The organism is Pseudomonas sp. MDV22-iso1 (genome assembly GCF_058145095.1).
Window position 1 is genome coordinate 1 of the sequence record NZ_JBYVMF010000030.1, and the last position, 16,536, is coordinate 16,536.

Sequence of the window (16,536 nt, forward strand, 5' to 3'; positions counted from 1 at the left end):
GACAGTGGGGGGCGAGTCCATACATAGCAGCTGGCGAAGCCTGCGTTCGGCTGCGTAGCAGTCGTGAATTGAGACAGCACGGGTTTTCGGGAAAATCGTGACGCAGGTTTGACGACTGCTTCGCAGCCGAACGCAGGCTTCGCCAGCTGCTACAGGGGATTTGCATAATGCTCTCGGGCAAAAAAAAGCCCCTGAAGTCAGGGGCTTTTTTTAATGCGGGGAGTAGACCGTCAGCATCTGTCCAGGCTTGAGGGCCTGGCCTACGCGCGGGTTCCAGCGCTTGAGGTGCTGCATTTCAACGTTGAAGCGTTTGGCCACCATGTACAACGAGTCACCTTGCTTGACCTTGTATTTCGTCTGCTGCTTCTTGCTGTTCGACGCGACTACCGTGTTGATACGTCCAGCGCTGCGTTTGGTGTTGTCCTGCATCACCAGGGTCTGACCGGCCTTGAGGTTCTTGCCCGTCAGCTTGTTCCAGCGTTGCAGGTCTTTGACGTCGACGTTGTTGGCTTTGGCAATCGTGCCGAGGTTGTCGCCACGCTTGACCCGATAGGTGCGCTTGAGGGTCGCCACCTCACGACTGTCTACGCCTTCGAAAACTGGCTTGAGCGGCCGCTTGCTGATCAACTCGTCGGGACGCATGGTCGACAGGCTGGTCGTTAACAGCTGTGCCTTCGATGTTGGCACCAGCAGATGCTGGGGGCCATCGATGGTGGTGCGCTGTTTGAACGCCGGGTTGAGCTGGAACAGTTCGTCTTCGTCGATGTTGGCGACCGCTGCAACCTTGGACAGGTCCATGCGCTGGTTGATTTCGACGACCTGGAAGTAGGGTTCGTTGGCGATCGGGTTGAGGTTCACCCCGTAGGCTTCAGGCGAAAGCACCACTTGCGACAGTGCCAGCAGTTTCGGCACATAAGCCTGGGTTTCAGCCGGCAGCGGCAGGTTCCAGTAATCGGTTGGCAGGCCCAGCTTTTCATTACGCTCGATGGCCCGGCTGACCGTACCTTCACCCGCATTGTAAGCCGCGAGGGCCAGCAGCCAGTCGCCGTTGAACATGTCGTGCAGTTTGGTCAGGTAATCCATCGCCGCGGTGGTCGAGGCGGTGATATCACGTCGGCCATCGTAAAAACGGGTTTGACGCAGGTTGAAGTAACGCCCGGTGGAAGGGATGAATTGCCAAAGACCCACCGCGTTGGCCCGGGAATAGGCCATCGGGTTGTAGGCGCTTTCAATCACCGGCAACAGTGCCAGTTCCAGTGGCATGTTGCGTTCTTCAAGGCGTTCGACGATGTAATGGATGTAGAGACTGCCGCGATCCCCGGCGTTTTCCAGGAAGGACGGGTTACTGGCGAACCACAGGCGCTGCTGCTCGATGCGCGGGTTGACGCCCAGGCCGTCCTGCAGCTGGAAGCCTTGGCGCATGCGCTCCCAGACATCCTGCGGGATTTGCGGTACAGGTTTTTCGCTGAGCCAGATGGGCTTCTGTTTGGCTCGTGCGGCGATATTCGGGGTGTGTGCCGCTTCGGTCTGCGGCACATGGCTTGAACAGCCCGCCAGGGTGGCGGACACAGCCACCGCGATGGCTTGAGCCAGGCGGGTCAATGCGTCTGAATTGATGGCTTTACGAATAGATGACGACATTGGCTGGAAGTTAGTTCCGGGCAAAAATGTCGGGCGATTCTAGAAAGCGCACCCCCTGCGGTCAACCATTCAGAATTCTTGTACCGATGAGTAGCCCCCCTAGAACTTGTCTTTCCACGCACGCAAGGCAGCAAAAACCGCACTCGGACTGGCATTATCAGTGCCACTCCGTTCGTCCACTTTTTGTTTAACGGATGTTTCGCCGGCACGCAGGAACGGATTGGTCAGTTTTTCCAGGGCCAACGTCGAAGGCAGCGTCATGATCCCGGCTTCGCGCTGTTGAGCGACTTTTGCGAGCCGTTCGGCAGTGTCCTGATTGCCCGGTTCGACCGCCGCGGCAAAGCGTAAATTGCTCAGGGTGTATTCATGTGTGCAATACACCAGCGTATCTTCAGGCAACGCGGCGAGCCGCGTCAGCGAGGTGAACATTTGCTCCGGCGTGCCCTCGAACAGACGGCCGCAACCAGCAGCGAACAGGGTGTCGCCGCAAAACAGCAAACCATGATGATAAAAGGCGATATGCCCCAGGGTATGGCCGGGAACGGCGAAGACATCGAATTCCCACCCCAGAACGCTGACGCGGTCGTTGTCCTTGAGCGCGACGTCCCGGGCCGGGATACTTTCGCTGGCGGGGCCATATACTGTCGCGTCCGTCGCCTTTTTCAGCTGCTCGACACCACCGACGTGATCATGGTGGTGGTGCGTAATCAGAATGTCGCTCAACACCCAGCCAGGGTGTGCGGCAAGCCAGGCCTGGACGGGCGCTGCATCGCCCGGATCGACCACGGCGCAGCGTTGGGTACCGTGATCTTGTAACAACCAGATGTAGTTGTCGGTAAAGGCGGGTAGGGCACTGATCTGTATCATCGTCGAATTCGCCAAGCGGAAAACATTGGCGCATCTTAGAGCTTCCTGGCGCGTTGGAGAATGCAATGACCGATAAAGCGTTCGCACAGGCCGATCCAGACTGGCTGGAACTGATCAGCGCAGCCCGTGAATGGCTGTCCGGTCCTATCGGGCAATTCCTGCTGAATGAAGAGCGTCGCATGCTCGAGGACGAGTTGGGACGGTTCTTTGGTGGCTACCTGGTGCACTACGGGCCGTCGGCCGAGACACCGCCTTCGGCGCCGCAGGTTCAGCGCAATGTGCGGCTCGGCGCGCCGTTGCCGGGTGTCGAGATCGTTTGCGAAGAACAAGCCTGGCCACTCAGCGAACATGCAGCCGATGTCGTGGTGCTGCAGCATGGGCTGGATTTTTGCCTGTCACCCCACGGTCTGTTGCGCGAAGCGGCAAGCAGCGTGCGCCCCGGTGGCCATTTGCTGATTATCGGCATCAACCCCTGGAGTAGCTGGGGACTGCGTCATGTGTTCGCCCATGATGCCCTGAGCAAGGCACGTTGCATCTCTCCGTCGCGAGTCGGTGACTGGTTGAACCTGCTGGGCTTCGCGCTGGAGAAACGCCGCTTCGGGTGCTATCGTCCGCCGCTTGCGTCCCCGGCATGGCAGACCCGTCTGTCCGGTTGGGAACGCAAGGCCGGTGACTGGCAGCTGTCGGGCGGAGGCTTCTATTTATTAGTGGCGCGCAAGATCGTGGTAGGGCTGCGCCCTGTCCGTCAGGAGCGCCGCGAGCCGATGGGCAAGCTGATTCCACTGCCGATGGCCAAGGTCAACCGTCGCCGCATCGAACCGTAATACCCTCTTTTAATTCCCGGCCGGGTTTGCCCCGGCCTCGGGCATCGTCGATCACAGATCGGCGAGCCACCGCATTTTCTGGAAAGACTGGCATGAGCGATAGCGTAGAACTCTTCACCGACGGCGCCTGCAAGGGCAATCCTGGTCCAGGCGGCTGGGGCGCGTTGCTGGTGTGCAAGGGCGTGGAAAAAGAACTCTGGGGCGGTGAAGCCAACACCACCAACAACCGTATGGAGTTGATGGGGGCGATTCGCGGCCTCGAAGAGCTGAAGCGTTCGTGTGACGTGCTGCTGGTCACCGACTCGCAGTACGTAATGAAAGGCATCAACGAGTGGATGGACAACTGGAAGAAGCGCGGCTGGAAAACCGCCGCGAAGGAACCGGTGAAAAACGCTGACCTGTGGAAGCTGCTGGATGAGCAGGTCAATCGCCACAACGTCACCTGGAAGTGGGTACGTGGGCACATTGGCCATCATGGCAACGAACGCGCGGATCAGTTGGCCAACCGTGGGGTCGATGAGGTTCGCGGGTACAAGCAAGCTTAAAAGCGCTGCCAATCCCTGTGGGAGCAACGCTTGCTCGCGATGAACGTTAACGCGCATAGCCCCAAGAACCGTAGCGTCTGCATCGCGAGCAAGCTTTGCTCCTACAGTAGTTTGCAGGTTCACCGCGCTGCATGCGCCTGATTTCGCGAGCGTGTTAACATCGCCCCCTTTTTCAAGTTTGACCCGTTGAGAGCTGAGCACTGATGGCCACCAGATCCGTTGTACTCGATACCGAAACCACCGGCATGCCGGTGACCGACGGCCACCGGATTATCGAAATCGGTTGTGTCGAGTTGATTGGTCGGCGCCTGACGGGCCGGCATTTCCACGTTTACCTGCAGCCAGACCGTGAAAGTGACGAAGGCGCGATCGGCGTCCACGGCATCACCAACGAATTCCTGGTGGGCAAGCCGCGCTTCAATGAAGTGGCCGAAGAATTCTACGAGTTCATCAAAGGCGCTCAGCTGATCATCCATAACGCGGCGTTCGACGTTGGCTTCATCAACAACGAATTTGCCCTGATGGGTCAGCACGATCGCGCTGACATCACGCAACACTGTTCGATCCTCGACACCTTGATGATGGCCCGGGAACGTCACCCTGGGCAGCGCAACAGCCTGGATGCCTTGTGCAAACGTTATGGCGTCGACAACTCCGGCCGTGAACTGCACGGCGCCTTGCTCGACTCCGAGATTCTCGCCGACGTTTACCTGACCATGACCGGTGGCCAGACCAGCCTTTCGCTGGCGGGCAATGCCTCCGATGGCAACGGTTCCGGCGAAGGGGCGGACAACTCGGCCACCGAAATTCGACGCTTGCCGGCTGATCGCCAGCCAACACGGATTATCCGCGCCAGCGAGGATGACCTGTCCCAGCACATAGCGCGGCTTGAAGCGGTTGCCAAGGCGGCCGGTGCGCCGTCTTTATGGCAGCAACTGGCGGATGCCAAGGCTGAAGCGCAGGCGTAAATCATTCGAAAAGATCGCAGCCTCGTTTCACTCGACAGCTCCTACAGATTGGGTCAGATCAGGGACGCAATTCTATGTAGGAGCTGCCGAGTGAAACGAGGCTGCGATCTTTTGATTTCGGTTAGGCGTACTGCGCCGACGACCCGTTTTAGTGCATCCACACTCGCCACATTCGCTTCAACCCTCTACCCTGAGGTGATTGGCCGACCATGGTCTGCCGCCTCAGGACACTGAGCCCCATGTATAAAGATTTGAAATTCCCGGTCCTGATTGTCCATCGCGACATCAAGGCCGACACCGTTGCCGGTGATCGAGTACGTGGCATTGCCCGGGAGCTGGAGCAGGAAGGCTTCAGCATTGTCTCGGCGGTGGATTACACCGAGGGACGCCTGGTCGCCTCGACCCACCATGGCCTCTCGTGCATGTTGATCGCGAGTGAAGATGCCAGCGCTCACTCCCATTTGTTACAGAACATGGCCGAATTGATCGGGCTTGCGCGGGTTCGTGCGCCTGACTTGCCGATCTTCGCGCTGGGCGAGCAGGTGACCCTGGAAAATGCCCCGGCCGATGCCATGGCCGAACTCAACCAGTTGCGCGGCATTCTTTACCTGTTCGAAGACACCGTGCCCTTTCTCGCACGCCAGGTCGCACGGGCCGCCCGCAAATACCTTGATGGCCTGCTGCCGCCATTCTTCAAGGCCTTGGTTCAGCACACGGCCGACTCCAATTATTCGTGGCACACGCCGGGTCACGGCGGTGGCGTGGCTTATCACAAAAGTCCTGTAGGGCAGGCGTTCCACCAGTTCTTCGGCGAAAACACCCTGCGTTCCGATCTGTCGGTGTCAGTGCCGGAGCTGGGCTCGTTGCTCGACCACACCGGGCCACTGGCGGAAGCTGAAGCGCGCGCCGCGCGAAACTTCGGCGCCGATCACACGTTTTTCGTAATCAACGGCACGTCCACCGCCAACAAGATCGTCTGGCACTCCATGGTCGCTCGCGATGACCTGGTGCTGGTAGATCGCAACTGCCACAAGTCAGTGCTGCATTCGATCATCATGACCGGGGCCATTCCGTTGTACCTGTGCCCGGAACGCAATGAGTTGGGAATCATCGGGCCGATCCCCCTCAGCGAGTTCAGCCGCGAATCGATCCAGGCCAAGATCGACGCCAGCCCGCTGACCAAAGGCCGAGCGCCCAAGGTCAAACTCGCCGTCGTGACCAATTCAACCTATGACGGCCTCTGTTACAACGCAGAGCTGATCAAGCAAAGTCTGGGCAACAGCGTCGAGGTCTTGCACTTCGACGAAGCCTGGTACGCCTACGCGGCGTTTCACGAGTTCTTCACCGGCCGCTACGGCATGGGCACATCGCGCAGTGAAGACAGCCCACTGGTGTTTACCACCCACTCCACGCACAAACTGCTGGCGGCCTTCAGTCAGGCCTCGATGATTCATGTGCAGGACGGCGGCGCCCGGCAGCTGGACCGCGATCGCTTCAATGAAGCGTTCATGATGCATATCTCCACGTCGCCGCAATACAGCATCATTGCCTCGCTGGATGTCGCGTCGGCCATGATGGAAGGGCCGGCGGGGCGGTCATTGCTGCAGGAAATGTTCGATGAGGCGCTGAGCTTTCGCCGCGCCCTGGCCAACTTGCGTCAACACATCGCCGCGGATGACTGGTGGTTTTCGATCTGGCAGCCGCCGTCTGTGGAAGGCATTGATCGGGTCGTCACTGAAGACTGGTTGTTGCAACCGGATGCGGAATGGCACGGCTTTGGCGGTGTGACGGACGACTATGTGTTGCTCGATCCGATCAAGGTCACGCTGGTCATGCCCGGCCTGACAGCTGGCGGCGCGTTGAGCGAGCGCGGGATCCCGGCGGCGGTGGTCAGCAAGTTCCTATGGGAACGCGGCCTGGTCGTGGAAAAAACCGGGCTGTATTCGTTTCTGGTGCTGTTCTCCATGGGCATCACCAAGGGCAAGTGGAGTACGTTGCTGACGGAGTTGCTGGAGTTCAAACGCAGCTACGACGCCAACGTCAGTTTGACGGCCTGCCTGCCGTGCGTGGCTCAAGAGGACGGCGTACGCTATCGCGGCATGGGCCTGCGCGATCTTTGCGATCAGTTGCACGCCTGTTACCGCAGCAATGCCACGGCCAAACATCTCAAGCGGATGTACACGGTGATGCCGCAAATCGCCATGAAGCCCTCTGACGCCTATGATCAACTGGTACGCGGCGATATTGAAGCGGTGTCGATCGATGCTCTGGATGGGCGGATCGCCGCTGTGATGCTGGTACCGTATCCACCGGGGATTCCGCTGATCATGCCCGGGGAACGTTTTACCGAGGCAACCCGCTCAATCATCGATTACCTGGCGTTTGCCCGCACATTCGATAGCAGCTTCCCGGGGTTCGTTGCTGATGTGCATGGTTTGCAACACGAAGACGAGGGCAATGGACGGCACTACACCGTTGATTGCATCAAGGAATGAGGACTTTTCCCAGTATGCAACCCGTTATGAATCCAAAATACCCAGGGCTGTCGGTGCGCGTTGCCGACGATGGCTTTGCCGCCTATATCTGGGGCAGTGATTTCAGTTTTGAAGTCACTGCCTACGGCGGAGCCGAAGTTGGCAAGCCGGTGGCGCAATGGCCTGTGACGCCAATCACCCCCTACCGCAAGTGCTATGGCATCGATCCTGAAGAGTTCAGCAGTTTCCGTGACGCGACCGACAGCGCGATCTTCATGGCGTTTCTCGATGACGAGCCCGTGGGGCATCTGGTGGTCAGCACCAACTGGAACGGTTTTGCCCACATCGACGAACTGGCGGTGCATGCACCGGCCCGTCGGCATGGTGTCGCCAAGGCGCTGCTGGACGTGGCGCAGTTCTGGAGTCGAAAAAAGAAACTGCCGGGCATCATGCTCGAAACCCAGAACAACAACCTGGGCGCTTGCAGGCTCTATGAACGTTGTGGATACGTAGTCGGCGGGATCGATTACTTGCGCTATCGCGGTATTGATCCGAACACTGCCGAAGTCGCACTGTTCTGGTACCGGCTGTTTGATAATCCGCTGGAAAACCCGCTCAGTTCGCCAACATCGCCACGGCTTGTTCCGTAGCGATTTGCAGCAGCGCCTGAACCGCCGGTAACGGTTCGCCGTTTTTCAACGTCAGGGCATAGAGACTGATGGGCACCGCTGGCGCCAGTGGGCAGACGTCCAGACCGGCCGATCGGGCGCCGAGCGCGGTAAACGGATCGACGATCGCCAGGCCTTCCCCAGCCTCCACCATGCTGCGCATCATCTGATGCGTCTGAACCCGTGTGTGGATGACCGGGGCAGGGCGCAGTGCATGCAGTTTGTTATCGAACGCCGGGCTCAGCGGATCGTGCCCTTCCAGACCCACCAATGATTGCCCCGCGAGATCCTGCAGCGAAATGTACTTCTGCTTCGGTTTGACCCAGCCGTGGGGCGCCAGCAACTGGAGTTTGCCCTGGGCAATCAATTGGCACTGAATGTCGGCGTGATCGGGATCGTGCAGGCTCAGGCCCAGGTCGCTTTCGCGCAGCAACAGGCTTTTGACGATTTCGCGGGTGGGTTGGCTCAACAGCGTGCAAGGTGCGTCGGGCAGGTGCCGGCGCAGGGCCGCGATGCTCTGTGGCAACAGTTGTTGGGCCAAGGGCGGCGTGCAGATGATTCTCAGGGGAGGCGCCTGGTATTGCTTCAGGCTGCTGGCGAGACGCTGCAGCGGCTCCAGCGCTTCGTAGACGTGGGCAATTTCAACCTGCAACTCCCGCGCTTCACGCGTGGCCTGCAGGCGTCCACGCACGCTGGAAAACAGCATGAAACCCAGCTGATCCTCAGCGTCGCGCAAAATGCGTTCCACCTCGGTCACCGGCAACTGCAACCATTCGGCGGCAGTACCCAGGTGACCGGTCTGCAACAGCGCCTGGATCACTTCGATATGACGTAAACGCATGCGTGAAGTCCATGTTCAGCAGGTGAGGGAGTCAGTGGCTGAATCCTAACCCAAGTCCGCGCATATGACTTCTGCTCATAACGCAAGGTTATGAAGCGACGGTGGTTTCCGGGCGGCTGCCGACATAGGTGTCGGGTTCGCGAACGATGGTGACGTCCGATTGAATCAGCAGAAACTGATTGTCATCGAGCTTTTTGACGCGGTCGCCAATTGCCAGTTTGTAGGTGGTGACGGGCACGGAGCCGGTCAGGCCGTCTGCCGACGGGTTGGATTCCTGGAACTCATGCACCGAATAAACACGGCCTTCCGCGTCTCTTGCATGGAACTGACCGACGAGTACTGCTGCCATCTGCTTAGAACCTCTGGAGATAAATCACTCAATTTGCGGTTGGGTAGACCGTGGCTGAGTGAAGTAAGTTTTCCTGCAAGAAAAAAATAGTCAGGGGCGGCAATTTTCAGTCGCCCGCTGCTTGAATCGTCATCTATAACTACAAGTTCTTTCCGTTGAACAGTCGAGAATCTTCCATGAGCAATGTTTATTCAATCGCCGTAGTAGTCGGCAGCTTGAGAAAGGAATCGCTCAATCGCAAGGTGGCACTGGCGTTGGCCGATCTGGCGCCTGCGAATCTCAAGCTGAACATTGTCGAAATTGGTGAATTGCCGCTCTACAACGAAGATATCGATGGCGCTTCACCGCCGGCAGCCTACAGCACTTTCCGACAAGAAGTGAGTTCATCCGACGCGGTGCTGTTTGTGACCCCGGAATACAACCGCTCTGTACCGGCCCCCATGAAAAATGCGATCGACGTCGGCTCGCGTCCTTATGGCAAGAGCGCCTGGAGCGGCAAGCCGGGTGCGGTGTTCAGCGTTTCACCGGGCGCGATTGGCGGATTTGGCGCCAACCACCACCTGCGCCAGTCATTGGTTTTCCTTGATGTACCGTGCATGCAACAGCCGGAAGCCTACCTTGGCGGCGCAGGTTCGGCATTCGATGAGGCGGGCAATCTGTCCGAGTCGGTCAAACCGTTCTTGCAAAAATTCATCGATGCGTACGGGAAGTGGGTCGAGCAACACAAAAAAGCCTGATGCGTCTGTAGCAACGATGTTTGTTGTCTTAACTATTGGATGCATCCCCCGCATTCCCTGTAGCAGCTGCCGAGCCTGCGAGGCTGCGTTCGAGGACGAAGTCCTCGCCTTCCCAACAGCGACCACTTCGCAGTCGAACGCGGCCTCGCAGGCCGGCAGCTGCTACAAGGTTTATGGTTCAGGTTCGGCATTGGCAGGATAGAGGCAGTCGTCGAGATGCTGTATGTTTCATCGTTTTTCCAAGGTTGCATCGCATGCTCACGGCGTCACTGATTTTCCTGCTGACCATTACCCTGGTGATCTGGCAACCCAAAGGCCTTGGCGTCGGCTGGAGTGCGGTACTCGGTGCGGTATTGGCGCTGATTTTCGGCGCGGTACACCTGAGCGACATTCCGCTGGTATGGCAAATCATCTGGAACGCTACCGGTACCTTTGTCGCGCTGATCATCATCAGTCTTCTGCTGGACGAGGCCGGTTTCTTCAACTGGGCAGCCCTGCACGTCGCCCGATGGGGGCGTGGCAGCGGGCGCAAGCTTTTCGCCTATATGGTGTTGCTCGGCGCACTGGTCTCGGCGCTGTTTGCCAATGACGGGGCTGCACTGATCCTCACACCCATCGTGATTTCCATGTTGCTGGCGTTGCGTTTTTCACCGGCAGCGACCCTCGCTTTTGTGATGGGTGCAGGTTTTATTGCCGACACTGCGAGCCTGCCGCTGGTGGTGTCGAACCTGGTAAATATCGTTTCCGCCGACTTCTTTAACATCGGATTCAATCGCTACGCGGCAGTGATGATTCCGGTCAACCTGGTCAGTGTCGCTGCGACGCTGCTGGTGTTGATGTGGTTTTTCCGTCGTGACATTCCCAAGGATTACGACCCCGCACAACTCGCGGACCCTGTCAGTGCAATCCATGACAAGGCAACGTTCTATGCCGGTTGGGTGGTCCTGGTGATTTTGTTGGCGGGCTGCTTTGCCCTCGAACCCCTGGGCATTCCGATCAGTGCCATTTCCGCCGTGTGTGCCGCGTTGCTTTGGGCGATTGCGGCCCGCGGCCACAAGATCTCCACCCAAAAGGTATTGAAAGAGGCCCCGTGGCACATCGTGGTGTTCTCGCTGGGCATGTATCTGGTGGTCTACGGGCTGCGTAATGCGGGGCTCACGGGCTATCTGGCCGGTTGGCTGGACGGGTTTGCCGGTTACGGCGTCTGGGGCGCGGCGATGGGGACCGGGGTGCTGACGGCGCTGCTGTCTTCGATCATGAACAATCTGCCGACCGTGTTGATCGGCCTGCTATCGATCGATGCCAGCCAGGCAACGGGTGCGGTGAAAGAGGCGATGATCTATGCCAACGTCATCGGCAGTGACCTGGGGCCAAAGATCACGCCAATCGGGAGTCTGGCGACATTGCTTTGGTTGCATGTGCTGGAGCGCAAGGGCATCCGCATTGGGTGGGGGTATTACTTCAAGGTCGGGATCGTGTTGACAGTCCCGGTGTTGTTGGTGACGTTGGCGGCGCTGGCTGTGCGGTTGTCGATTTAGACCGGGCCGGCCCCATTGCGAGCAGGCTCACTCCCACATTGGATCTTCCGCCCTGCGCACATTCGGTGCAGGGGCGACTGGCCCCAATACTGGATTTTTGCCATACGACAATCCCTTGTAGGAGTGAGCCTGCTCGCGATGGGGCCGGCCAAGACTCAACACCTCTCAACCATTCCCCGGCACATTCGGCCAAAGATCCGCCACCAGAAACAGCCGCTCCGCTTCCTCCCAGTCCCCTTCGGCATTCTCGGTCAATCTCACCAGCAACTGCGCGGGCGCCAGCGGATCCAGTTCGCCCAGCCAGGCGTTCAACTGCTCATCGTTCCACGTCTGCTCGACGGGGTAGTGCGCCGGTGCCAGCCAGGCGTGACGGGGCAGGGGTTGCCAGCGACCTGACGGACGTTGCGCGACAAAGTGCGCCCAATCCTTCTGATGCAGCCAGCTTCCACGCAGATGCTGCGGATGCGCACCGCGCGGCGCCTGAGCCTGCCCGGGCCACGGATACAGCAGATAACCCCCTAGCCACAAATGCGCGCTGAACTGCTGAATATCCAGCGCCGCCAGCGCCTCGCGGCTTTCCGGGCGTGCCGAGATGGGCAGTTGATGCTGGCTGAGGTGTGCCAGCTTGCGGTCCAGCCGGTCATGGCAACCAGGTCCGAGCCACTGCGCCGGGTCGGTCCCGTCACCATTCTGCGGGCCGAGGTAAAGCTTGATCGCCAGTTCCAGGTGGTGCACGCCGTCGCGATCGCGCAACAGCATGTCCAGCTCACCCAGCGTGTGACCTTCGCGACGAATTGGCAGATTCGCGGCAATCAACTCGATACCCGGCGCGTGGCGCACCGCGTACTGCCACAGGCGCTCGTAGTACAAACCCAGTCGACGGGTTCGTGCCTGGGCCAGCCAGTGCAGCAAGTCGTAGCTGTCGCGATCCAGTTGCCTGAGCCAGCTCTCCAGGCGTTCGGGCGTCTGCACCCAGTCACTGCCGGCCAGCGGGTGACGCTGCGGCCATGGCGTATCGCTGAGCATGGGCGGCGCGAGGATCACCCACGCCAGGTCACGCACCTCCGGATGGCGTAACTGGTGGGGCAACTGAAGCAAGTCTGGAAATAGGATCATCTTGCGAGCATAGCTCTAAACGTGACTACACCCTTGTCGCTGAAAGGATTTTGTCTACGCCGCGCTTTCGCCCATAATCGTGTTTTTCGCCGTCGCAGAGCCTGGAAGCCCCATGGAGCAATTTCGTAATATCGGCATCATCGGTCGCCTCGGCAGTTCGCAGGTGCTGGATACCGTCCGCCGACTGAAACGGTTTCTGCTCGATCGTCACCTGCATGTGATCCTCGAAGACACCATTGCCGAAGTGCTGCCAGGTCATGGCCTGCAAACCTCGTCGCGCAAGATGCTCGGCGAAGTGTGCGACATGGTGATTGTGGTCGGTGGTGACGGCAGCCTGCTCGGCGCGGCCCGGGCACTGGCCCGGCACAATATTCCGGTGCTGGGTATAAACCGCGGCAGCCTGGGCTTTTTGACCGACATCCGCCCGGATGAGCTGGAAGTCAAAGTGGCTGAAGTGCTGGACGGCCATTATCTGGTTGAAAACCGCTTCCTGCTCCAGGCCGAAGTCCGTCGCCACGCCGAAGCCATCGGGCAGGGCGATGCGTTGAATGACGTGGTGCTGCACCCTGGCAAATCCACGCGAATGATCGAATTCGAGCTGTATATCGATGGCCAGTTCGTGTGCAGCCAGAAGGCCGACGGCCTGATCGTCGCCACGCCCACCGGTTCGACGGCTTACGCGCTGTCAGCCGGCGGCCCGATCATGCACCCCAAGCTCGACGCTATTGTGATTGTGCCGATGTACCCCCATACCTTGTCAGGCAGGCCAATTGTGGTCGATGGCAACAGTGAGCTGAAAATCGTCGTGTCCAAGGATATGCAGATCTACCCGCAAGTCTCCTGTGACGGGCAAAACCACTTCACCTGCGCGCCGGGTGACACCATCACCGTCAGCAAGAAAGCCCAGAAACTGCGGCTGATCCACCCGCTGGACCACAACTACTATGAAGTCTGCCGGACCAAGCTCGGCTGGGGCAGTCGGCTGGGTGGTGGAGGCGACTGATGCTTGATCCCGCGCGTAGCTACGACCTGATCGGTGACGTGCACGGTTGCGCTCTGACCCTTGAGCACTTGCTCGACCGACTCGGTTATCACAAACAAGGTGGCGTCTGGCGCCATCCGTCGCGTATGGCGGTGTTCGTCGGAGACATCATCGACCGTGGCCCGCGGATTCGCGAGGCGCTGCACATCGTCCACGACATGGTCGAAGCCGGCCAGGCGTTGTGCATCATGGGCAACCACGAGTTCAATGCCCTCGGCTGGAGCACACCTGCGCCACCGGGCAGCGGCAAGCAATACGTGCGCGAACACACACCGCGCCATGCCCGCCTGTTGGCCGAAACCCTGACCCAGTTCGAACACCATCCCGCCGATTGGCACGACTTCCTGCAATGGTTCTATGAGATGCCGTTGTTTGTCGATGCCGGGCGTTTCCGGGTGGTGCACGCCTGCTGGGATGCCGGCCTGATTGCACCGTTGCGGGCCCAGTTCCCGAATGGGTGCGTCGATGAGCATTTCCTCCAGGCCTCTGCGGTGCCCGGCAGTTTTGCCTGCACCGTGTTCGACCGCCTGTTGCGCGGCACCGACATGCGCCTTCCGGATGGATTGACCATGACCAGCGGCGATGGCCTGACGCGTTCGTTCTTCCGCACCAAGTTCTGGGAAGACGATCCGCAAACCTACGGAGACATTGTGTTCCAGCCTGATGCCTTGCCTGACCCGGTGGCCAAGACGCCACTGTCTTCTAACGAAAAAAACACCTTGCTGCGCTACGGCGTCGACGAGCCCCTGCTGTTCGTCGGTCATTACTGGCGCAGTGGCAAACCCGCGCCGATCCGTCCAAACCTCGGTTGCCTGGATTACAGCGCGGTGCTCTACGGCAAACTCGTCGCCTATCGCCTGGATCAGGAGACACAACTGGATCCGAACAAGTTCGTCTGGGTCGATGTCGAGCGTCCGGAGGTGCTGCAATGAGTACCGTGGCCGTGCTGCGCCTGCCACTGGCTGTGGACCTGAGCGGGTTCGTCAAACTGCTGCAGCGCATGCAGGTTCCGCATCGGGTCAGCGAGGAATCTGGCGAACAGGTGCTGTGGGTGCCCGCCAGCATCAGCGAAGACGTGCGCTCTCTGTACGAACGCTTTCCGGCGGGTGATCCCGATCAGCAGCTGGACATCCCTGATGCGCAAACCACCAAGCGTCCGGGTTTCGTCGAGCAACTGCGCTACGCCAAGGCGACCGGCCTGGTGTTGGTGCTGAGCATGATCGTCGGCGTCGTCACGCTGCTGGGCGAAAATCTCGAGACGATGCACTGGCTGACCTTCCTCGATTTCCGTGTGGTCGGCGAGTACATCCATTTCGTGCCACTGGCAGACAGCCTGGCAGCGGGGCAGTGGTGGCGCCTGGTAACGCCAATGCTGATCCACTTCGGCATCCTGCACCTGGCCATGAACGGCATGTGGTACTGGGAGCTGGGGCGGCGAATCGAATCCCGCCAGGGCAGCATCAATCTGATTGGCCTGACCCTGCTGTTCAGCCTGGTCTCCAACTATGCCCAGTATCTGTTCAGCGGTCCGACGTTGTTCGGCGGGTTGTCCGGCGTGTTGTACGGCTTGCTCGGGCATTGCTGGATCTTCCAGATGCTGTCGCCGAACCCGGCTTATCGCCTGCCACGGGGCGTGCTGGTGATGATGCTGGTCTGGCTGCTGCTGTGCCTGTCCGGGCTGGTCTCGATGATCGGTTTCGGTGAAATTGCCAACGCGGCCCATGTCGGCGGGTTACTCATCGGATGCTTCACCGGTTTGTTGGGTGGTTTGTACAACCGCCGTAAACTGGCTGTCTAAAATTTTTGTGCAGATTCAAGAGCGCGGAGACCCAATGTCCTCTTTTAACGAAATGATCAAGAACATCACCCCCGATATCTACGAGAGCCTGAAACTGGCGGTGGAGATCGGTAAATGGTCCGACGGTGGCAAACTCACCGCCGAACAGCGCGAACTGTCGTTGCAGGCCATGATCGCCTGGGAAATCAAGAACCTGCCCGAAGAAGAACGCACCGGCTACATGGGGCCTCAGGAATGCAGCTCCAAGTCGATTGAAGTGCCTAATATTCTGTTCAAGTCGGATGCCATCCATTGATCGAGATTGGCCGCGGTGCAATCAGCAAAATGTCGGCACGCCTTGACGGGCCGGACGTGCAGTACGCGTTCCGTCTGGGTGATGTCGAGGTCCCGGTCAATCCGTTGATCGGGACCACAGTGCGCCTGGAATACCTGGGAGCGATCCATTGCTCCCATTGCGGACGCAAGACCAAAACCAGTTTCAGCCAGGGCTATTGCTACCCGTGCATGACCAAGCTGGCGCAGTGCGATATCTGCATCATGAGCCCTGAGCGCTGCCACTTCGACGCCGGCACCTGCCGTGAGCCCGAGTGGGGCCAGACGTTCTGCATGACCGACCACATCGTGTACCTGTCCAACTCGTCGGGCGTGAAAGTCGGTATTACTCGCGCTACGCAGCTGCCAACGCGCTGGATCGATCAGGGTGCCCGTCAGGCGTTGCCGATCATGCGCGTGTCGACGCGTCAGCAATCGGGCTTCGTCGAGGACCTGTTCCGCAGCCAGGTGGCGGACAAGACCAACTGGCGTGCTTTACTCAAGGGCGAAGCGGTTTCGGTGGACCTGGCAGCCGTTCGCGATCAGTTGTTCGACAGCTGCGCCGAAGGTTTGCAAGGTTTGCAGGAACGTTTCGGACTGCAGGCGATCCAGACCATTGCCGATGTCGAACCGATTGAAATCCGTTACCCGGTCGAGCAGTACCCGGCCAAGATCGTCAGCTTCAATCTGGACAAGAACCCGATTGCCGAAGGCACGCTGCTGGGGATCAAGGGCCAGTACCTGATCTTCGACACCGGCGTCATCAATATTCGTAAATACACGGCCTACCAGCTCGCCGTGCATCAGTAAGGACTC

Annotated in this window: 17 protein-coding genes; 12 read left to right on the forward strand and 5 right to left on the reverse strand. The window is 59.3% G+C overall.

From position 1 onward, the window contains the following. Positions 1 to 210: 210 nt before the first annotated feature. Complete coding sequence (locus AC3ZVB_RS25195; protein ID WP_162436782.1) at positions 211 to 1,641, reverse strand: transglycosylase SLT domain-containing protein; 1,431 nt, start codon at positions 1,639 to 1,641, stop codon at positions 211 to 213. 99 nt (positions 1,642 to 1,740) lie between these two features. Next, positions 1,741 to 2,508: a hydroxyacylglutathione hydrolase gene (gene gloB, locus AC3ZVB_RS25200; RefSeq protein WP_162436830.1), complete on the reverse strand. Its 768-nt coding sequence runs from the start codon at positions 2,506 to 2,508 to the stop codon at positions 1,741 to 1,743. A 65-nt stretch (positions 2,509 to 2,573) separates the two neighbouring features. On the opposite strand from gloB, the gene AC3ZVB_RS25205 reads away from it, so the two are divergent. From AC3ZVB_RS25205 to AC3ZVB_RS25225, 5 genes are all read left to right on the forward strand, one after another. Beyond that, positions 2,574 to 3,332 carry a methyltransferase domain-containing protein gene (locus tag AC3ZVB_RS25205; protein WP_162436781.1) on the forward strand — a complete coding sequence of 253 codons (759 nt, stop codon included), beginning with the start codon at positions 2,574 to 2,576 and terminating at the stop codon, positions 3,330 to 3,332. A gap of 92 nt (positions 3,333 to 3,424) precedes the next feature. Beyond that, a complete protein-coding gene (gene rnhA, locus AC3ZVB_RS25210; protein WP_008028618.1) occupies positions 3,425 to 3,877 on the forward strand; it encodes a ribonuclease HI in 453 nt (150 codons plus the stop codon). Positions 3,878 to 4,080: 203 nt separating this feature from the next. Beyond that, positions 4,081 to 4,845 (forward strand): DNA polymerase III subunit epsilon, encoded by a 765-nt coding sequence (dnaQ, locus tag AC3ZVB_RS25215; protein WP_490148035.1) that lies wholly within the window; start codon positions 4,081 to 4,083, stop codon positions 4,843 to 4,845. Between the two features lie 239 nt (positions 4,846 to 5,084). Continuing rightward, positions 5,085 to 7,340, forward strand: a complete 2,256-nt coding sequence (locus AC3ZVB_RS25220) for an Orn/Lys/Arg family decarboxylase (protein WP_490148036.1) — start codon at positions 5,085 to 5,087, stop codon at positions 7,338 to 7,340. 14 nt (positions 7,341 to 7,354) lie between these two features. Beyond that, positions 7,355 to 7,969: a GNAT family N-acetyltransferase gene (locus AC3ZVB_RS25225; protein WP_194693261.1), complete on the forward strand. Its 615-nt coding sequence runs from the start codon at positions 7,355 to 7,357 to the stop codon at positions 7,967 to 7,969. On the opposite strand, the gene AC3ZVB_RS25230 is transcribed toward AC3ZVB_RS25225, so the two are convergent. Both AC3ZVB_RS25230 and AC3ZVB_RS25235 read right to left on the reverse strand, forming a co-directional pair. Beyond that, a complete protein-coding gene (locus tag AC3ZVB_RS25230) occupies positions 7,935 to 8,828 on the reverse strand; it encodes a LysR substrate-binding domain-containing protein (protein ID WP_490148037.1) in 894 nt (297 codons plus the stop codon). The genes AC3ZVB_RS25225 and AC3ZVB_RS25230 overlap by 35 nt on opposite strands. Positions 8,829 to 8,916: 88 nt before the next feature. Continuing rightward, positions 8,917 to 9,177 (reverse strand): hypothetical protein, encoded by a 261-nt coding sequence (locus AC3ZVB_RS25235; RefSeq protein WP_162436776.1) that lies wholly within the window; start codon positions 9,175 to 9,177, stop codon positions 8,917 to 8,919. Between the two features lie 176 nt (positions 9,178 to 9,353). Between AC3ZVB_RS25235 and AC3ZVB_RS25240 the strand changes: the two genes are divergently transcribed. Next, positions 9,354 to 9,914 carry an NADPH-dependent FMN reductase gene (locus tag AC3ZVB_RS25240; protein ID WP_162436775.1) on the forward strand — a complete coding sequence of 187 codons (561 nt, stop codon included), beginning with the start codon at positions 9,354 to 9,356 and terminating at the stop codon, positions 9,912 to 9,914. A 254-nt stretch (positions 9,915 to 10,168) separates the two neighbouring features. Then, on the forward strand, positions 10,169 to 11,452 hold the full coding sequence (locus AC3ZVB_RS25245; RefSeq protein WP_162436774.1) for an arsenic transporter: 1,284 nt from the start codon (positions 10,169 to 10,171) through the stop codon (positions 11,450 to 11,452). A 165-nt stretch (positions 11,453 to 11,617) separates the two neighbouring features. Here AC3ZVB_RS25245 and AC3ZVB_RS25250 read toward each other — a convergent pair whose 3' ends face one another. Next, a complete protein-coding gene (locus AC3ZVB_RS25250; RefSeq protein WP_490148038.1) occupies positions 11,618 to 12,568 on the reverse strand; it encodes a DUF1853 family protein in 951 nt (316 codons plus the stop codon). A gap of 112 nt (positions 12,569 to 12,680) precedes the next feature. On the opposite strand from AC3ZVB_RS25250, the gene AC3ZVB_RS25255 reads away from it, so the two are divergent. Genes AC3ZVB_RS25255 through AC3ZVB_RS25275 form a run of 5 tightly spaced genes read left to right on the forward strand, consistent with a single transcriptional unit; the run spans position 12,681 to position 16,530 of the window. After that, positions 12,681 to 13,571: an NAD(+) kinase gene (locus AC3ZVB_RS25255; RefSeq protein WP_162436772.1), complete on the forward strand. Its 891-nt coding sequence runs from the start codon at positions 12,681 to 12,683 to the stop codon at positions 13,569 to 13,571. Continuing rightward, entirely contained in the window at positions 13,568 to 14,542 is a 975-nt protein-coding gene (locus tag AC3ZVB_RS25260; RefSeq protein ID WP_490148063.1) for a metallophosphoesterase, read from the forward strand. Before AC3ZVB_RS25255 ends, AC3ZVB_RS25260 begins: the two co-directional genes overlap by 4 nt. Next, positions 14,539 to 15,408: a rhomboid family intramembrane serine protease gene (locus tag AC3ZVB_RS25265; protein ID WP_490148039.1), complete on the forward strand. Its 870-nt coding sequence runs from the start codon at positions 14,539 to 14,541 to the stop codon at positions 15,406 to 15,408. Before AC3ZVB_RS25260 ends, AC3ZVB_RS25265 begins: the two co-directional genes overlap by 4 nt. A gap of 34 nt (positions 15,409 to 15,442) precedes the next feature. Then, complete coding sequence (locus tag AC3ZVB_RS25270) at positions 15,443 to 15,703, forward strand: YeaC family protein (protein WP_162436769.1); 261 nt, start codon at positions 15,443 to 15,445, stop codon at positions 15,701 to 15,703. Continuing rightward, positions 15,700 to 16,530: a DUF2797 domain-containing protein gene (locus AC3ZVB_RS25275; protein ID WP_162436768.1), complete on the forward strand. Its 831-nt coding sequence runs from the start codon at positions 15,700 to 15,702 to the stop codon at positions 16,528 to 16,530. Before AC3ZVB_RS25270 ends, AC3ZVB_RS25275 begins: the two co-directional genes overlap by 4 nt. The last annotated feature ends 6 nt before the right edge of the window (positions 16,531 to 16,536 follow it).